This is a genomic window from Psychrobacter sp. AOP7-B1-24, assembly GCF_052376215.1.
In the GTDB taxonomy this organism is placed as follows: Bacteria; Pseudomonadota; Gammaproteobacteria; order Pseudomonadales; family Moraxellaceae; genus Psychrobacter.
The window spans coordinates 1-17,356 of sequence record NZ_JBQSVL010000068.1; the positions used below are offsets into that span (position 1 = coordinate 1).

Annotated in this window: 15 protein-coding genes and 1 pseudogene; 12 read left to right on the forward strand and 4 right to left on the reverse strand. The window is 39.9% G+C overall.

The window, feature by feature from the left end; all coding sequences use genetic code 11:
- From ACT3QP_RS11880 to ACT3QP_RS11895, 4 genes and pseudogenes are all read left to right on the forward strand, one after another.
- Positions 1-389: aldehyde dehydrogenase family protein (locus ACT3QP_RS11880; RefSeq protein ID WP_444525642.1), on the forward strand; the 389-nt coding region annotated here is incomplete at its 5' end.
- Positions 390-538: 149 nt separating this feature from the next.
- Positions 539-1,213 (forward strand): annotated as a pseudogene (gene ribB, locus ACT3QP_RS11885) (3,4-dihydroxy-2-butanone-4-phosphate synthase); the annotation flags it as partial.
- Positions 1,214-1,318: 105 nt separating this feature from the next.
- The gene (gene rutD, locus ACT3QP_RS11890; protein WP_444525643.1) at positions 1,319-2,095 is read left to right on the forward strand and encodes a pyrimidine utilization protein D; all 777 of its coding nucleotides are present in this window, start codon (positions 1,319-1,321) and stop codon (positions 2,093-2,095) included.
- Positions 2,096-2,113: 18 nt separating this feature from the next.
- The gene (locus tag ACT3QP_RS11895) at positions 2,114-2,710 is read left to right on the forward strand and encodes a malonic semialdehyde reductase (RefSeq protein ID WP_444525644.1); all 597 of its coding nucleotides are present in this window, start codon (positions 2,114-2,116) and stop codon (positions 2,708-2,710) included.
- Here the strand turns inward: ACT3QP_RS11895 and ACT3QP_RS11900 are convergent.
- From ACT3QP_RS11900 to ACT3QP_RS11910, 3 genes are all read right to left on the reverse strand, one after another.
- Positions 2,705-2,914, reverse strand: coding sequence for a hypothetical protein (locus ACT3QP_RS11900; protein WP_444525645.1), 210 nt, complete (start codon positions 2,912-2,914; stop codon positions 2,705-2,707). The genes ACT3QP_RS11895 and ACT3QP_RS11900 overlap by 6 nt on opposite strands.
- Positions 2,915-3,179: 265 nt before the next feature.
- Positions 3,180-3,563: a rhodanese-like domain-containing protein gene (locus ACT3QP_RS11905; protein WP_444525646.1), complete on the reverse strand. Its 384-nt coding sequence runs from the start codon at positions 3,561-3,563 to the stop codon at positions 3,180-3,182.
- A gap of 677 nt (positions 3,564-4,240) precedes the next feature.
- Entirely contained in the window at positions 4,241-5,116 is an 876-nt protein-coding gene (locus tag ACT3QP_RS11910; RefSeq protein WP_444525647.1) for a LysR family transcriptional regulator, read from the reverse strand.
- A gap of 251 nt (positions 5,117-5,367) precedes the next feature.
- Between ACT3QP_RS11910 and ACT3QP_RS11915 the strand changes: the two genes are divergently transcribed.
- The 5 genes from ACT3QP_RS11915 to ACT3QP_RS11935 all read left to right on the forward strand — a co-directional run bounded on the left by ACT3QP_RS11915 (position 5,368) and on the right by ACT3QP_RS11935 (position 11,077).
- Positions 5,368-6,246, forward strand: coding sequence for an ABC transporter ATP-binding protein (locus ACT3QP_RS11915; RefSeq protein ID WP_193008344.1), 879 nt, complete (start codon positions 5,368-5,370; stop codon positions 6,244-6,246).
- 66 nt (positions 6,247-6,312) lie between these two features.
- Positions 6,313-7,995, forward strand: a complete 1,683-nt coding sequence (locus tag ACT3QP_RS11920; protein WP_193008343.1) for an ABC transporter permease subunit — start codon at positions 6,313-6,315, stop codon at positions 7,993-7,995.
- Between the two features lie 77 nt (positions 7,996-8,072).
- Complete coding sequence (locus ACT3QP_RS11925; RefSeq protein WP_193008342.1) at positions 8,073-9,059, forward strand: ABC transporter substrate-binding protein; 987 nt, start codon at positions 8,073-8,075, stop codon at positions 9,057-9,059.
- Between the two features lie 102 nt (positions 9,060-9,161).
- The gene (locus ACT3QP_RS11930) at positions 9,162-10,304 is read left to right on the forward strand and encodes a TIGR03364 family FAD-dependent oxidoreductase (protein WP_193008341.1); all 1,143 of its coding nucleotides are present in this window, start codon (positions 9,162-9,164) and stop codon (positions 10,302-10,304) included.
- Positions 10,304-11,077, forward strand: coding sequence for a phosphonatase-like hydrolase (locus ACT3QP_RS11935; RefSeq protein ID WP_193008340.1), 774 nt, complete (start codon positions 10,304-10,306; stop codon positions 11,075-11,077). Before ACT3QP_RS11930 ends, ACT3QP_RS11935 begins: the two co-directional genes overlap by 1 nt.
- A 234-nt stretch (positions 11,078-11,311) precedes the next feature.
- Here ACT3QP_RS11935 and ACT3QP_RS11940 read toward each other — a convergent pair whose 3' ends face one another.
- A complete protein-coding gene (locus tag ACT3QP_RS11940) occupies positions 11,312-12,292 on the reverse strand; it encodes a GlxA family transcriptional regulator (protein ID WP_443547925.1) in 981 nt (326 codons plus the stop codon).
- A 227-nt stretch (positions 12,293-12,519) separates the two neighbouring features.
- On the opposite strand from ACT3QP_RS11940, the gene ACT3QP_RS11945 reads away from it, so the two are divergent.
- The 3 genes from ACT3QP_RS11945 to ACT3QP_RS11955 all read left to right on the forward strand — a co-directional run bounded on the left by ACT3QP_RS11945 (position 12,520) and on the right by ACT3QP_RS11955 (position 16,713).
- A complete protein-coding gene (locus ACT3QP_RS11945; RefSeq protein WP_443547784.1) occupies positions 12,520-13,776 on the forward strand; it encodes a M24 family metallopeptidase in 1,257 nt (418 codons plus the stop codon).
- A gap of 280 nt (positions 13,777-14,056) precedes the next feature.
- Positions 14,057-15,520 (forward strand): sodium:solute symporter family protein, encoded by a 1,464-nt coding sequence (locus tag ACT3QP_RS11950; protein WP_443561839.1) that lies wholly within the window; start codon positions 14,057-14,059, stop codon positions 15,518-15,520.
- Between the two features lie 239 nt (positions 15,521-15,759).
- Positions 15,760-16,713, forward strand: coding sequence for a DMT family transporter (locus ACT3QP_RS11955; protein ID WP_444525648.1), 954 nt, complete (start codon positions 15,760-15,762; stop codon positions 16,711-16,713).
- Positions 16,714-17,356: the final 643 nt, after the last annotated feature.

Genomic DNA, 17,356 nt, shown 5'->3' on the forward strand with positions numbered 1-17,356 from the left:
TAGATCATGTCACAGCTGATATGAACTGCTATACCGAAGAGATTTTTGGTCCTGTCCTGTGCATTATGTATGCCGATACACTTGAAGAAGCCATCGAAATTATCAATACCAATCCGAATGGTAATGGCACTGCTATCTTCACCCAGTCTGGTGCTAATGCGCACAAATTCCAACAACATATAGACGTCGGACAAGTCGGTATTAATTTACCAATTCCAGTACCGCTACCGATGTTTTCTTTTTCGGGATCTAGAGCCAGTAAGCTCGGCGATCTAGGTCCTTATGGTAAGCAAGCGGTGCAGTTCTATACTCAGACTAAAACGGTGATATCACGTTGGTTTGATGAAGATGCTAGCAAAGGCGTAAATACCACTATATCTATGAAATAAGTATGGGCTCTATCAAACTTAGTAAATGATATTAGAGCGTGTGATTGATTAAAGCATAAGACCAGATAGGCGATAGCTTATGACCCATGGGTCTTTTTAATTGATAACACGCTCTAGATAAAAATATATAAAACCAAATGGTGAATTTTATGAATTTCAATACCATGCCAGAAATCATTGCAGATATTAAAGTAGGGAAGATGGTCATACTCATGGATGATGAGGATAGGGAAAACGAAGGTGACCTGATTATGGCAGCCTCTTTAGCCCAGCCTGAAGATATCAACTTCATGATTACACATGCAAGAGGTTTGGTCTGTTTGACCTTGACTGCCGAGCGTTGCAAAAAATTGAACTTACCTTTGATGTGCGAAGACAACCAAGCACCTTATAGTACGAATTTTACCGTTTCAATTGATGCAGCAAAAGGTGTTAGTACTGGAATATCAACGGCGGACAGAGCTCAGACTATCAGAACGGCTGTGTCTCAAGACGTTACCTCTGAGGACGTAGTGACCCCAGGACATATTTTCCCACTAATGGCGAAAGAGGGCGGTGTCTTAGAGCGGGCAGGACATACTGAGGCTGGTTGCGACTTAGCTAGGTTGGCTGGTTTAGAGCCTGCGGCGGCCATTGTAGAGATCATTAATAAAGATGGTGAAATGGCTCGTAGAAACGATTTAGTTAAATTTGCCGATACTCATAACTTAAAGATAGGTACTATCGATGAGCTGATTAAATATATTGAGTGTCAAGAGACTGCTAAACACACCGCTAATAATTTTGAAGAAGCGCTAACGTATGATTACTATGACAGCGATGAGTGTACCGTTGAATTGATGTAGTAAATTGGACTTAATGTTAGAACGTTATAAACCATTAGATGCTTTTACCGCAATTTAAATTTTACTGAAATTGGGCAGGTACATATGTTAATTAAAAAATATCCTTGTAAAAACGATACTTCAAAAACAATTGTCTTTAGTTCGGGCTTAGGCGGGCATGCTGATTTTTGGTTGCCTCAAATTGAGTGTTTTACAGAGCATTATAATGTAGTTTGCTACGAACAAGAGGGCGTATCACCTGATAGTGGGCTCTTACCCGATAACTATTCTATGGAAGATTTAGCAGATCAATTAATCAAAATTTTAAAGGAAGAAGGACTGTCTAACTGTCATTTTGTCGGTCACGCACTTGGTGGCTTTATCGGTATTGAGGTCGCTCACAAAGCGCCAGAATTATTAGATAAGATCGTGGTTCTAAATGGTTGGGAAAGCTTAGATCCCCATACTATCAAGTGTTTTAGTATGCGCCAAAGTTTGATAGAAAATACAGGTATCGAGGCGTTTGTACGAGCTCAAGCAATATTCTTGTATCCACCGATTTGGATCTCAGACAACATAGAAGCACTCACACAAAAAGAAAATAAAGCCATCGCGAGTTTCCCTCCAGTCAAGAATGTCTTAACCCGATTAAAAGCTTTACAGGCTTATCAACCCTTGGTAAATGCTCAAAATATTAAAAATAAAACATTAGTCTTAAGTAATCTGGATGATGTTTTGGTGCCATGGCAACGTGGTCTGGCCTTGGCTGAAAACATGCAAAACACCCAGTTTGAGTTGATGGTAACGGGTGGACATGCCAGTACCATCTCAGAAACTTGCTCAACCAATAGCAGAATCCTTCAATTTTTATCTAAAGTTTAATATCAATTAGGAAGTGTTATGAATAATTCATTATCGTTATCTACCGAAGATTTTGATCAGCTATTTAATAAAGCTCGGTCCTTTAATACTTGGCAAAAAAAAGACGTCTCAAACGCATTAATCGAGGAGATTTATGACTTGGTTAAGATGGGTCCGACATCAGCCAACTGTTCACCTGCTAGATTTGTATTTCTAAAATCTGATGAAGCTAAAGCGCGCTTAAAACCAGCGTTGTCATCAGGAAATATTGAAAAAACCATGACAGCACCTGTCACAGTTATCGTCGCTTATGATGATGAGTTTTATGAGAAGCTTTTAAAGCTATTTCCACATACTGATGCTAGATCTTGGTTTAATTCAAGCCCTGAGCTCATAAAAGAGACCGCATTTAGAAACAGCTCGATGCAAGCAGCTTATCTGATCTTAGCTTGTAGAGGCTTGGGTTTAGACACGGGGCCTATGTCTGGATTTGATAATGAGCTAGTGGACCAAACTTTCTTGAAAGATAGTAATTGGACGTCTAATCTACTCATTAATATAGGTTATGGCGAACTGGATGAGTTATATAGCCGCCTGCCAAGATTGGACTTTGATGAGGCTTGCCAGATTTTATAAAATGGCTTCTGTCTGTATATTATCATTAAGCGTTTGCACTTGTCCTATAGCGAAATCTACAGCTGTTGATGTATCAGAAGAACCATTAAATGCTGATGTAGCAGTAGTCTCGTTAGCTGTATTTACAGCTACTGTATCAGCGCTTTCAAACGCTAGTTCATGACTATTCAAGTCAAGTAAATCGTCAATATTGGGCAGCTCCACTTGTTGTAAAATCCTCAAGGCTAATGCGACTTGTTTTAGGGAGGTGTTAAGGACTCCTTTTAGTTAAGCATTGTAATACCTTTACCTATAATATAAGTAGAGTGTTAGAGTTTTTTTGATGGATGGACTAGAACCGTTAATCATCACTATGCTACTCATGACGAACCCAGTCGCATAATAAACTGATAACGGCCTAACAATTTTAAAACAGTCGGATTTAAGTTATGGTCCGTACTAGCAGCAGTTAGATCAACTGTAGTCAGTCCTAATAAAAATCAATACCTTCATTTGCCATAGTTATTGGTATGTCCGTTTCAAGACATGCCTTATAACCACCAGCAATTGAGGCTACTTGCGTGTAGCCAAGGGCTGCTAGTGATTGAGCTGCTAGTGCAGCACGGCCACTGCTTTGGCAATACAGCACGATTTCAGTATCGGCACCCTTAATAGCTGGCAGGTCAGAAATTTTAAATTCTAGTATGCCACGAGGTATTGATACCGCTCCTTTGATATGGCCTGCAGCATATTCAGCAGGCTCTCTGACATCAATCACAATATCAGCTTTAGCACAAGCAGCTCGAGCTTGCGCTAAAGGTATTTCAGTAATTTGCGCTTTCGCAGCGCTAACCAAGTCATGTGAAGTTTTCATATTAATTAATTCCTTAATATAAGTGGATTCAGTCATATGTTTAAAGTAATCACAAGCCCATGGCTAGCTTGATCAATTGTGCAACAATAAAAATAGTCAAAAATCCTGCTATATATCATCTAATAAACCATGCCCATTATGTTTGCATTATTAAAATTTTTAATAAAAATCTGTATAAATTAAAAGCCACCTATTTGTTGTACTAATGAATTGCTATATATGCTAGTCATTAGGTAGTTGTTGATAATATAAAAAATGCTGTGAAATAAGGATCAAAAAGATAATCAATATTCACCTGATCTTGTTGATAGTTATCAGTAATATATTTAAATCAATATGTAGTAATAATACACGATATTCTATTGTATAATATATAAATATATATATTAATTGGTCGGTTATTATGCCTTTATAAGGTTATAAAAAGTACATAAATAAAACCATACCTAAAAATCTGTAAGCATGAGGGTAGGGCTGCGTGCTAAAGACTTTAAAAAGTTGTTTTGACAAGCGCTCATTGTTTACTACAGCCCATATATTACAGACAAAAAAAAGCCCCAATCGTGAGATTGGGGCTTTCTAAATTTGGTAGGTGATGGTAAACGGATTCGAGGCAAAAAGCTTAAGGCGCAAGATGCGTATATGTTGAGAGCACTATAATACTCTTTTGATACGTTCTATTCAGAGGCATCTAAAGAGTTCATCAAAGCAGTTACTACTAAGTTATTTATATCTTTGAGTGAAAAAATTACCTCATCATAATCTGAGGGTAGCTCCGCAATGGGTACCTTCACAAAACCGTCTTTCCTTGTTGCGCTCTCGCTCCATGCAAACCCTACCCCTAAATTTTGGCAAACCGCATCGTAGACACTTTCCTGAGTGTTAACGATATATGTAGGGGTTAGCTCTAAATTAATTCTTACTAGTGCCTCATTTATAAGTTTCTGAGTGGTGGATCCGTGTGTGCGGAATATAACGGTTTCAGGCGCTAGCTCAGTTAAACTTATAGACGCTCTTGATGCAAAAGGATGGTTCGGTGAGCATAAGGCAACGAGCCTTTGGGTAGCACATTTCTTAAACTGCAACCTGTCATCCTTTGGCAAGTTTGCAAGAATGCCAACATCTACCTGACTGTTAACGACTCTACTGAACGTTTCATGGAAATTACCAAAATAGATTTCAGTCTGTAGCTTGGGATAGCGTTTACTAAATTGCCTGATAATCTCAGTACCCGGCAGTGGACTGCATAGTCCTACCTTTAATATGGCCGCTTCAAAAACTTTACTTCTGTGAAGCAGCTGCTCTAGATCATCTTCAACTGCTCGCATTTTACTCGTCAACGACCCAAGCTCTAAGCAGTAATCTGTTGGCACAAGGTGCCTGCCACGTTGCATAAATAGCTTAAACCCAAGATTGTTTTCAAGCGTAGATAGTGCTTGGCTAATGGCAGATTGAGACACGCCTAAACGTTTAGCTGCCTGCGTGTAATTACCTTCCTCAAGCACAGAGTTTAAGATGTTTAGCTGATTATAAGTATAGGGCTTTTTTGTCATATGACCGCCGTCTTTCGTATCGGTTTCAGAGATTGTCAGGCATATCTCTGGGAAGTACGAGAAGTTATACACGATGAATAAGACTGAATGATTAAATATATAAGCTAACCTTATATATGACACCAAACTGTCATACTCATCTCTTATATTAGTCACATGTAAACGATTAAAGCGTTGAGCAATTTACCTAAGTGTATTTGCTTGAGCTATCACTCACTGCTAATACCAAAATATAAGTTTGGGCTTGAATTATGTTAGAACTAAGAAATGTGACTAAGAAATATGATGGTAAAGTTATTTTTGAGGATATCTCCCTAAAAGTAAATAAGGGTGAGATTGTTTCAATATTGGGCCCATCCGGCTGTGGGAAAACCACGTTGCTGCATATTATTTTAGGTCTAACCGATATTAGTTCTGGTCGACTTGCCTATGATAAGGAAGACATCACACGTGTGCCTATGAAGCACAGAGGTTTCAATATTGTATTCCAAGACTATGCTTTGTTTCCTAACTTGAATGTAAAGCAGAATATTGAATATGGGCTACGTAATAGACCTAACGTCAGCACACAAGCGGAGGTTGATGAGCTAGTTGACCTTTTGGAGATTAAGCCGCATTTGAATAAGCGAATCAGCCAGCTCTCTGGTGGGCAGAAGCAGCGTGTTGCATTAGCACGTACTTTAGTGATGAAGCCTAAGATTTTATTATTAGATGAGCCTTTATCTGCCTTAGACGGGGTTATTAAAGAGACCATTAAGACACGTATTCGTGAGATTGCAGAGCGTTATGAGCTAACCACTTTGATTGTGACACATGATCCTGAAGAAGCGATGACACTCTCTGATCGCATTTTGTTGTTATCAGACGGCAAAGTAGCTCAATATGCCAAACCATCAGAAATCATCAAAAACCCTGCCAATGATTTTGTTAAAAGCTTTATCTTAAATCAGCTCAATATCAAACGTCGTAATATCTTGAGCCTATTTGAAACGGACGATGCGCCAGCTGATCCATTAGAAAAATACACTCAAATGAGACCTGTGCTAGATGGCAGTTCAGTCACTGAAGATATCAATTCCATAATCCAGCGCACAGCTGCTAAATCAATTAAAGATACCTCCAAGGGTTAACAAAGGTTAATCGCACTAGGCCAACGCTGGTCTTTCAAAACTTACTTATTTTGCGCGTAGGTCATTATGAAACTTAATAACTCACCGCTAATGAAAGCTTCGTGGCTTTTCATTGGTGCGCTATTTCTCGTCTTTATGTTTGTGCCTTTGGGTAAAATGTTGGTGCTGTCATTTAATGTGGCTGATGGAGTAGGTATAAGCCACTATGTCGATATCATCAGCAGTAATGACTTCAGACAAGTGATGTTAAATAGTTTTTTTGTCGCCATTGTTAGTGCGATGAGTGCCACCTTTTTGGCATTTATCCTTGCTTATACGGTGCACTGGACTAACTTGCCAAAGGGTTTTAAACAAACCATTAAGCTTGCATCACTGTTTCCTATGCTATTGCCAACAGTGACTTATGGATTTGCCATTATTTACACCTTTGGTAAGCAAGGTCTACTCACTAAAATAATTGGCTTTCAGTTGTTTGAAGACATATATGGTTTCTATGGTATGTGGCTTGGCTACACCATCTACACCTTGCCAATAGCCTTTTTACTGCTTAACAATACCTTTCAATATTTGGATAAGAAGTTCGTGATCGTATCAGAATTGATGGGCGATTCACGTTTACGCCAGATAGATATGACGGTCATTCGTCCCTTAATTGGCACGTTTGCAGCCGCTATCATTCAATGCTTCTTTTTGGCCTTTACTGACTTTGGTATTCCAGCCTCTATTGGTGGTCAGTACAAGGTTATCGCCACTGAGCTTTATACCCAAATACTGGGTGCATCTCCCTCGTTTGAAAAGGGCTCTGTGGTTGCTTTGTTTATGCTAATCCCCTCTGTTTTGAGCATTCTACTGCTTTGGTATGTGGCTCGATTTAATGTCAGGTATGACTCAGTAGAGCATTTTGACTTGCCTACCTCTAAAGTCAAAGACAGGATTCTGGGTGTGTTGTCCAGCGGCATTTTAACTTCACTGCTATTTGTATTTGCTGTGATCTTCATCATTCCATGGATTAAGACATGGCCTTACGAGATGGCGTTTAGTACAGACACATTTACTAAGGTGATCGAGTCCTCGAACCTAATGCGAGTGTATAAAAACTCACTTATTGTCGCCACACTAACAGCTATTTTTGGCACCATTATTACCTATGTTGCCGCGTTGATATACGAGCGCTCAGGGTTATTCAAGATAGGAAAGCTGACGATCGAAAGCTCAGCCTTAGTAACCAATACAGTGCCAGGTATGGTTATTGGTATTGCCTATCTAATGGTTTTCTCAGGCTCATCGATATCGAACACCATCTTCATTATTGTGATTAGTAATATCATTCATTACTTCTCCACACCTTATCTCATGAGTAAAAATGCACTATCAAAAATGAATCTAGGCTGGGAGACCACAGCTTCTTTGCTTGGAGACTCATGGCTACAGTCTTTACGCCGAATTGTTGTACCCAACTCAATACTTACGCTTATCGAAGTGGCCTCGTACTTTTTTATCAGTGCGATGGTTAGCATCAGTGCAGTGATATTCATTTCAGGTGCAAAGACGATGGTGCTAACTACAAAGATTGTTGAACTACAGCACTTCGCCCGCTTTGATGAGATCTTTATCTTGTCGCTGATGGTACTACTCACAAATATCACGGCATTAATATTCTTCGCAGTGGCGCGATATCTTTATACCAGAAGCATTAATGGCACAACAAAAATAAAAGTGAAAAAAACCACAGTGACGACGGTCGCTTAGATATTTCAACACAGTTTAGGCGTTGATATTACGAAAACTAATTTAATTTTTAACTATTCAAATAATCAGGGAAAACAATGAATTTATTTAAAACGATAATAACGGGATTAACTTGTGGAGTTTTAGTAGCAGGTTGTGGGTCGCAAAGCTCGGGAGATACGGCTGGCGAGGAGGTGATTATTTATAGTAATGCTGATGAAGAGGCAGTCGAGGTTATTCAAGAGGTGCTTGATGAGGCAGGCTTTGAAGGTCAATACATATTTCAATCATTCGGAACAGGTGAGCTTGGTGGACGACTGTTAGCAGAAGGAAAAAATATCGAAGCTGATATGGTGACAATGAGCTCGTTTTATATCGAAAGTGCTCAAGCAAAGAACCCAATGTTTAAAGCGTTAGCATTTACGGCAAATCCACAGGTTGCGACGCCTAATTACTATGCACCGATACTCAGCTTTACGGGTGCCATCTTACTCAATACCAAAGAGATGGAAGCCAATAATCTCCCCATACCTACCAGTGCCAAAGACTTAGCGAATCCTATTTATAAAAACCAGATTTCTATGGTTGATCCAAATGGCTCATCAACCGGTTGGTTGTTTGTACAGGATATTGCTGCTGAATATGGCACCGATGCTGAAGGTCAACAAATCATGAATGCTATTCGTGAAAATGCAGGACCTAATTTAGAGCTATCTGGCTCTGGTCCTCTTAAAAAGGTAATGGCAGGTGAGGTGCCTATCGGTTTCGGTCTACGTCATCAGGCAGTCGCTAATAAAGCAAAAGGTTTACCAATTGATTTTGTTGATCCTAGTGAAGGTAATTACACATTGACTGAATCGGTTGCTGTTATTGATAAAGGAGAGAAAACCAATCCTAAAGCAATGAAAATGGCTGAGTTAATTGTCACTAAAGCTCGCCCACGTTTATTAGAAATTTATCCAAATATTGTGTATGACGGTGAGACAGTAGCTGCTGAAAATCAGATTGATAACTCTAAAACCTATCCAGAGCCATTAACTGCCGAGCTGTTAGATAAGCACCGTGCTTTTTTCCATGGTGAGTAATTTTAGTTGAATCAAAATAATGCCCATTCATGCTTAGCTATATTAGTTCATAGGTTAAGCAAGTAGAGGGCTAATTAATAAAGATATATGGGAAGAGCAGGTATGACAATGAGCAAAATACTTTCTGATAAAACATACGATGTCGTTGTCGTAGGTGGGGGTATCGTTGGGCTGGCAAGCGCCTACGCCGCCGTTAAAAAGGGGCTGAGTGTTGCGGTTGTAGAACGCCAATCTCAGAACAAAGATGCCTCTGTTCGTAATTTTGGATTTGTGACCGTTAGTGGTCAGCGTCGAGGTAAGCATTGGCAACGCGCCATGCACTCGCGTAATGTTTGGGCCGAAATTGCCCCAAAAGCAGGTATTCAGGTAGAGCATATAGGTCTGCATATGTTAATGCAGCGACCTGAAGCGGTAGATGTTGCACAAGCTTTTTTAAAGACAGAAATGGGTGAAGGTTGCCGACTACTGACACAGTCTGAAATTAATGAAGCCGCGCCTTATCTGAACAAGGGAGAAGGGGTGTTATATAGTCCACATGAGCTTAGAGTAGAATCTAATACTGCAATCGCTAAGCTGACTCATTGGTTACAAGAGACGCAGAGTGTGGATTTTTACAACCATACTACGGTGACTTCAGTGGAATTACCAAAAGTGCATACCAGTCGCGGTGTACTTAACGCTGAGCACTGTGTGGTCTGCCCCGGAGCGGACTTTACTGGCTTATATCCAGACGTGTTCGCTAAGACCAAAGCTAAAATGTGCACGCTAAATATGATGCGAGTTATGCCCGAAAAAGCATTTAGATTAAATGCCGCTGTCATGTCAGATTTAAGCTTTGCCCGTTATGATGGATTTGCTCAGTTACCTGAAGCTACGGTACTAAAAAGCTTACTTGACGATATTCAAAGTGCAGAGCGTCAAGCAGGTGTCCACCTAATTGTGGTTCAGTCTGAAGATGGATCACTAATCATCGGCGATAGTCATGATTATAGTGATAGAGAGCTGCCGTTTAGAGACACCCGAATTAATGATCTAATCATTAATGAATTCAAGCAGGTGATGGATATTGGTGAGATAGATATTACTCAGCACTGGTTGGGTGTATATCCAAGTGCAGATGACGTGGTATTTAAGGCATCACCTGAAAAAGGCGTGGTGGTCGGTGCAGTCACCAGTGGTACAGGGGCATCAACAGGTTTCGCATTTGGCGAAGAGTTAATTGAATGGGTATTGGAATCAAAGTAATGAATACAGCAAATAATAATATAATAAGCAGCAGCTCACATGGTGATAGTTTAAACAGTATTAAAAACAAATTTTTTGATATTAAGCTCTGTGTGTTTGATATGGCTGGCACAACAGTAAATGAAGGTAACCTAGTCTATAAAACCGTATGTAATGCCATCAATGAAGCACTGAATAGCGCTGGCAAGTCAGATAAACAAGTGAGTCTTGAGTTATGTTTAGAATATGGTGCAGGGAAAGAAAAACGCAACGCCATCCGCGATATTTTAAACAGGTTAGATTTATCTGATGCTTGTATTGAGTTGTTAACGGATACTGCGTTTGCTACCTTTAAAGACAGTCTTGCAACTGCCTATAGCAAGGAGACCTTATCTGAGTTTGAAGGCATGTCAGAGTTGTTCGAGCAGTTAAAGGTGAGCGGTCGTAAAGTGGTATTAAATACAGGATATGATGCTAAGACTGCTAATGAAATTTTGACTGTCTTAGGGTGGTCTGTGGGAGATCAAGTAGATGCACTAGTAACAGCCGATGACGTAGAAAATGGCCGCCCAGACCCGGATATGATTACTCTTGCGATGAAGCGGTTCAATGTTGATAATTCACAACAGGTGTTAAAAGCAGGAGATAGTGGTATCGATATTGAAGAAGGTAAGAATGCAGGGTGTGGGCTAGTTTTAGGTGTGCTATCTGGTGCACAAAATGAGCAGCAGCTAGTGAAGTATTCACCTGATGTGATTTTAGACAAGCTGACTGAGCTAAAAGAGCTTATTTAACTCAAAGCTAAGTCTAAGTTTCAATATATGAAAAATAGTAAAGCCATAAGAGCAGTGACTTTTATGGCTTTTTTAATTTGGAGGTTTTATCCTAGATTCTATGTAACTGCCGTTTAGATTAAAGGCTTACTAATACAGTCGTCAAACAGAATCATAAAGTGATTTTCTGATGTCTTTAGGGTAGTCAAAGAATACCGTTAAGCCATCCTAGTTACTGCGTCAATAAAAAATAGGTTATATCAGCTGATTCTCTTGCCTGTAATGGCTTGGTGTCATGCCATAGTTTTTTTTGAAGGTGCTAGAGAATGCACTGTTATCGATAAAGCCGCTTGCTAGTACGATTTGACTAATAGGTAGCGTGGTATGTTTAAGAATATATTTGGCGTGTTCAAGGCGCAATCGCACGTAATACTGTTGCGGTGAACAACTAAAATTTTTGTTAAATATGCGCTGTAATTGTCTACTTGATAATCCAAGATGATGGGCAATATCCTTAACGCTTAAAGGCTCTTCAAGATTGGTTTTCATCAATGCAATAGCATCTATTACATTGGTATAGCTACTGCTCAGTATTTTTGGCTTGGGCATATGCTGTACGTAAGTAGGCTCACGTATAGAGGTGATAATAAACATGTCTTGTATCTTGGAAACGATATGATGACCATGATGCTTATTGATGATATGTAAAGTCATATCCAATGCGCAAGCTCCACCTGAACAAGAATATAGCTGCGGTGCTATTGTAAATATTTGGTCATTAAAAATAACACCTGGATAGCTTTCTTGGGCTACGCTGATGTTCTCCCAATGCAATGAGGCTGCTTGCTGCTCAAGTAAGCCCGCAGCAGCCAATGCTAGCGCTCCTGTACACAAACCGCCAAGTGCAATATCCCGTACTGCCAATCGCTGAATTAAGGTAATGAGCTTACTAGATTCCAAGTAATCTGTTTGGTGTCCTCCGCATACAAATACCAAGTCGCAGGTTAATAAGTAGTCGAGTGGTGCAGTATGACTTAACTTAATACCGTTACTACTACTGGTTTTATTGTCATCGAACCCTGCCACCACCCACGAGTATAAGAGTTGCTCGCTCACATAATTCGCCATTCGAAGTGGCTCAATGATATTGCTGAACGCGAGCATGGTAAAGCCATTAATCAGTAGAAACCCAATACGCCTAGGCTTGTCTATCATCTTTTCCGTTATCTGAGTCATTTTTTGTCGCCTTCAGAACATACCTAAAATTCTGGCTAATGTTAAGTTGTTTTTCTATATGTCCGATTATAAACATAAAATGTCGCTTATGAAAAAATACCTTATTAATTTTACCTCTATTATCGAACGTGTTCTCAGTTAATTATTACCTACTTTGGAGACGTTCCATGTCAGCACTAAAAGACCTTACTAGCACGTTATCTTCTACAGATTTTTCTCGAAAATGGATGAATTCATTAAACCTAACCTCTTTAGATGGCTCATTAGATAATCTGCATCTCCCAAGTCTAATCGAAATTAAAAACGGCCAGAAAGTGCAACCGACTTTTAGTCATCAAGAATATGCAAATCGTCATGAGAAACTTCGTGAGTATTTAGATAGTCATGGCATTGTGGCGGCGCTTTTTACCTCGATACATAACATCAATTACTACTCTGACTTTATATATTGCTCTTTTGGGCGACCTTATGGACTAGTCATTACTTCAAAAGAAGTCGTGTCAATCTCTGCCAATATCGATGGTGGACAGCCTTGGAGGCGTACTGTGGGCGACAATAATATTGTTTACACTGATTGGCAGCGTGATAACTATTTCAAAGCCATTGCTCAACAAATTCCTCATCACGGCCGCGTCGGTATTGAGTTTGATCATTTGCCGATGGATCGCTTTGCTAAGCTCAAAGCTATTTTACCCAATGTAGAGTTTGTTGATATTAGCCTAGCATGTATGACCATGAGAATGGTTAAGTCCGCTGAAGAGATAGCGCTAATAACAAAGGGCGCTCAGGTCTGTGATATTGGTGGGGCGGCATTGGTACAGGCTGTTTATGATGGCGTGCCCGAATACGAAGTTGCCTTGGCATCTACACAAGCGATGGTGAAGGCTATTGGGGAGCAGTTTGGTCAAGTGGAACTCATGGATACATGGACTTGGTTTCAATCAGGTATCAATACCGATGGTGCCCACAATCCAGTAACCAATCGCCGTGTCCAGTCGGGTGATATATTGAGTCTTAACTGTTTTTCTATGATAGCAGGCTACTATACCGCGCTTGAACGCACATTGTTCTTGGATAAATGTGATGCAGATTCACTACGCTACTGGCAGATAAATTGTGAAGTGCATGAAGCAGGTCTTGAGCTTATAAAACCTGGCGTGCGCTGCTGCGATATCGCACATGAGCTAAATAAAATTTATGCAAAATACGACTTATTAGAAAAACGCAGCTTTGGTTATGGACATTCTTTTGGTGTGCTCAGCCATTATTATGGACGCGAGGCAGGACTTGAGCTACGTGAAGATATTGAAACAGTGCTTGAGCCAGGTATGGTCATCTCTATGGAGCCGATGATTATGATTCCAGAGGGCATGCCGGGTGCTGGCGGTTATCGAGAGCATGACATTTTAGTCATCAATGAGACGGGCGCTGATAATATCACAGGCTTTAAGTACGGCCCTGAGCATAATATTATCGGTCGTTAATGTAGGGGAGTGTCATCAATCAATACTGTCTATATTGAGTGGGCTACCATGAATAAGTTTCTTATTTTAAGCCCGCCAACAGAGATGATGATGCGCCTCGCACAATGCAATTATTTTCATATTTTACTTATTAAGGAAATAACATTATGGACCTGTTTCTTAACAGCTGGACGTTATTTTGGTTTTTGACCATTAATGTACTGACGCTATTACTGGCAGTGAGTTATTTCTTCGTAGAGCGTCATAACAAGTAATGTAGTAAACGATACGAGGAATCGACATGTTTATTAATTGGATGATATTGTTAGCAGCAATTGCACTTCTCATTGTATTGGCTAGTAAAGCGTCAAAAGTCATGTCAGCAGATGAGGAAAGTGGGTTTTTAGTAGCCGGTCGCTCATTAGGGCCTTTTGTTATAGCAGGTACTGTCGTGGCGACTGGGTTTAGTGGTTGGGGCTTTATGGGTTCACCTGGTGCCGCATACCAATATGGGACGATTGAGCTTTTAGGTAATTTCTTTTTTGCACCAGCCATGGTCGTCGCCGTATTATTCTTTGCGGTCTATTTGCGTAATAGAGCCATGAAGATGGGTAGTAGTACCATTCCTGAATTTATTGTCAACTTGCACTGTAATGATCGAAATTCAATATCTGCTCGCACTTTGCGTATTATCACGTCTTTGGGCATGGTTATATTTTTGACCGTATTTTTGACGGCTCAGATTAGAGCGCTTGGTATGTTGGGTAGTAGCTGGCTCGGCATTTCACCTCTTCTGGCTTCTGCGCTTTTATTGGTGATTATTACTATTTATACCATGGCAGGCGGATTGCTCGCTGTTGCTTGGACTGATACTTTTATGGTGATTGGGATGGCCACTGCTGCCATTTATATAGTGGTTCAGGTGTTCACTGACATTCCTTTAGCAGATATGATGACGCAGCTGAATGCGATAGATCCAAACCTGGTCAATCCAGAGAGTTCTAACCCATATGGTAATGCCAAAGCTTCTGTTTTTCTAGTATTTGTCTATGCGCTTATCTTTAGTACTGCATTGCCTTATATGTCAGTACGTTTTTTGGCGATGAAATCTAATATTAGTATTGCCAAAACAGGCTTTTATACGGCCATTCTAGGGTGTATTTTGAGTTTGGTGCCTATCGTTGGCTTATATGTTCGTATCAAAAACCCAGGTCTGATCAATCCCGATGAAGCAATGCCTTGGTATTTAGCCAATGCTATTCCAAGTGTGGTAGGTAGTGTGATCACTTTGTTTATTCTTTTTGCTATGAAGTCTACGGCAAACTCTATCTTGCATACCTTATCAACTGCTGCCTCACATGATTTGCGTTTGGCTATATTTGACAATAAACCTCGCACTGAGGCTGAACTATTGAAACTGAATAGATTGTGGGTCGCTATTGTGGCTGCTATCGCCTTCATTTCTACTTTCTTCTTACCTGAAGCGATGCTTAGCTATCTAGGCATATTCTCTAGCGGTACTTTAATGGCAGCTCTATCTGGTGTACTTTTGGTGACTATCTTTTATAAAGGCTCAACGATGGCTGCTATTGCCTCTATTATCGTCGGTGCTGTTTGCAGTAGTTATCTCTTAACATCAGGTATTGTCGGCTGGGTAGAGGGACCTCTTATCGGATCAGCTGCATCAGCCATCACTTACGTGGTCGTTAGTGTATTGGTTCCTAATAGAGTCAAAGCCATATCAGAAGAAGCTGTCAGCGCTTAGATATAGATACTTATATTTATGAATACTTAACAGAGCCTAAACTAACCGCTGAGTTTATTGACTGATAGTCATAAATTCAGCGGTTTACGTATTCAGTAAGGCTGGCAAGTATGAGTTGTATTGATCAGCTAACGATTATTCACACTCAGTTATTTTGTACCCGCTTTATATTTCTTTAATCAGCATACTTTTTAGAACACCACCTGAGATTTTATACTAAATAATGGGGATTATAAGTCGTGGAAGCATCGAGTACTAGACCTATAGCGGTGAACATCCAGCCATGGATTGGCACCATACAAATTGTTTTCGCAGCCATATGCTGGGGTACACTTGGCATATTTTCGACCTATCTTAGCCAAGTAGGATTTAGTAGTTGGCAGATTACGATATTGCGTATCGTAACGGCGGCTATTATTGCTATAGCGATGTTACCTAAAATTTGGATGGACTTAACCAAGCTCACGCTCAGTCAATGGGTTGGACTTGGTCTACAGTCCTTAATTGGCGTACTGGGCATGACGGTCTGCTACCTATTTGCCGTGCTTCATGTGGGTGCAGGCACGGCAGTCGCATTGCTCTATACGGCGCCAGTATTTAGCTTGGTATTCTCGCACCTATTATTAGATGAGCGAATTACTTATAAAGCTGCATTGCTGGCAGTTGTAGCAGTGATTGGCGTTGGTATGACTACGATGGGTGGCACTACTGAAGGGAAATGGGGTATTGTCGTTGGGCTGCTCTCTGGAGTTTGTTATTCTTTATATGGTGTGCTTGGTAAACGCGCCATGCATCATAAACACTCTGCACCGCTTGTCTTTTTTACGTCAATTTTGTTCAGTGGCATTGTATTATTGTTCATTCCTACCACGTATACAATTTATTATAAGCTGATACAGCTTCCCGTTATTAGCTGGATATATGTACTGGGCTTATCTTTGGTGGGTACGATTGCACCTTTTGCATTATATATGAAAGCATTGGAAAAACTACCAGCCACACGCGCGTCAGTATTTACTATCTTTGAACCGTTGACCGCAATATTTTTAGCAGTGTTGCTTCTGCATCAAGTGTTAGCAGGTATTCAATATATAGGTATCATTTTGATTTTGCTCGTTGCCTTATTAAACGGGCTAACAAATTCGGTTAATATAAAAATACCAAGATGGTTTAGAAGACAAAAATTATCATAATCTGTTTTTACAAACGTAACCATAGTTGTTGACCACTACCATAAGTTTAGCTAAAAAATAATGTCTCTCGAAGCGAATATCATTCACTATCTATGAGTGATATTTTTTCATTAGTGATGAGAATTACATGCACAAAAAATTGTAGCAGCGGTGAGGATTTTGTTTATTCATCTGACTTCTATTGTCACGGATAGCGATGCTGATGTAGACAGTATTTATCGAGCTATAGGGCAAATAGTCTGATTAAAGGCGATTTAATTGTTGGTGAATTTCTTGGAGATAGTGATTTTGTAGTCTTGAGATGTGATAAAAAATCTGATGATTATGGCGCTATTATCATTTCGCATCCATTTGACCAACGTAAACATTGGTTCTATATAGAGGATGGTTTCTCAAAATAGTTCCCGTTTTTACGACACTTAAATTTTTGTATAAATAACCAACAAATATTACAGCATGCAATTGCACCAAATGAAATCAGACAATATTTTTTTTGCACGAATTCAGTGCGGTTAGAAAATCACGTTATACGCCAAGATAGTTAAGCTACTGAATTTTAATCTTTAAATGATGTTGGCATGCATTTTGCCTTGAAAGCTGTAATATAATTTTATAGCAAAGTTTAAATTAGGGTAAACTAATT

Excerpts from the sequence above, each read along its gene's own strand:
- ACT3QP_RS11920 (WP_193008343.1), top strand. The coding sequence starts at position 6,313 with ATGAAACTTAATAACTCACCGCTAATGAAAGCTTCGTGGCTTTTCATT.
- ACT3QP_RS11905 (WP_444525646.1), bottom strand. The coding sequence starts at position 3,563 with ATGAAAACTTCACATGACTTGGTTAGCGCTGCGAAAGCGCAAATTACT.
- ACT3QP_RS11935 (WP_193008340.1), top strand. The coding sequence starts at position 10,304 with ATGAATACAGCAAATAATAATATAATAAGCAGCAGCTCACATGGTGAT.
- ACT3QP_RS11895 (WP_444525644.1), top strand. The coding sequence starts at position 2,114 with ATGAATAATTCATTATCGTTATCTACCGAAGATTTTGATCAGCTATTT.
- ACT3QP_RS11930 (WP_193008341.1), top strand. The coding sequence starts at position 9,162 with ATGACAATGAGCAAAATACTTTCTGATAAAACATACGATGTCGTTGTC.
- ACT3QP_RS11910 (WP_444525647.1), bottom strand. The coding sequence starts at position 5,116 with ATGACAAAAAAGCCCTATACTTATAATCAGCTAAACATCTTAAACTCT.
- ACT3QP_RS11915 (WP_193008344.1), top strand. The coding sequence starts at position 5,368 with ATGTTAGAACTAAGAAATGTGACTAAGAAATATGATGGTAAAGTTATT.
- rutD (WP_444525643.1), top strand. The coding sequence starts at position 1,319 with ATGTTAATTAAAAAATATCCTTGTAAAAACGATACTTCAAAAACAATT.
- ACT3QP_RS11950 (WP_443561839.1), top strand. The coding sequence starts at position 14,057 with ATGTTTATTAATTGGATGATATTGTTAGCAGCAATTGCACTTCTCATT.
- ACT3QP_RS11940 (WP_443547925.1), bottom strand. The coding sequence starts at position 12,292 with ATGACTCAGATAACGGAAAAGATGATAGACAAGCCTAGGCGTATTGGG.
- ACT3QP_RS11925 (WP_193008342.1), top strand. The coding sequence starts at position 8,073 with ATGAATTTATTTAAAACGATAATAACGGGATTAACTTGTGGAGTTTTA.
- ACT3QP_RS11945 (WP_443547784.1), top strand. The coding sequence starts at position 12,520 with ATGAATTCATTAAACCTAACCTCTTTAGATGGCTCATTAGATAATCTG.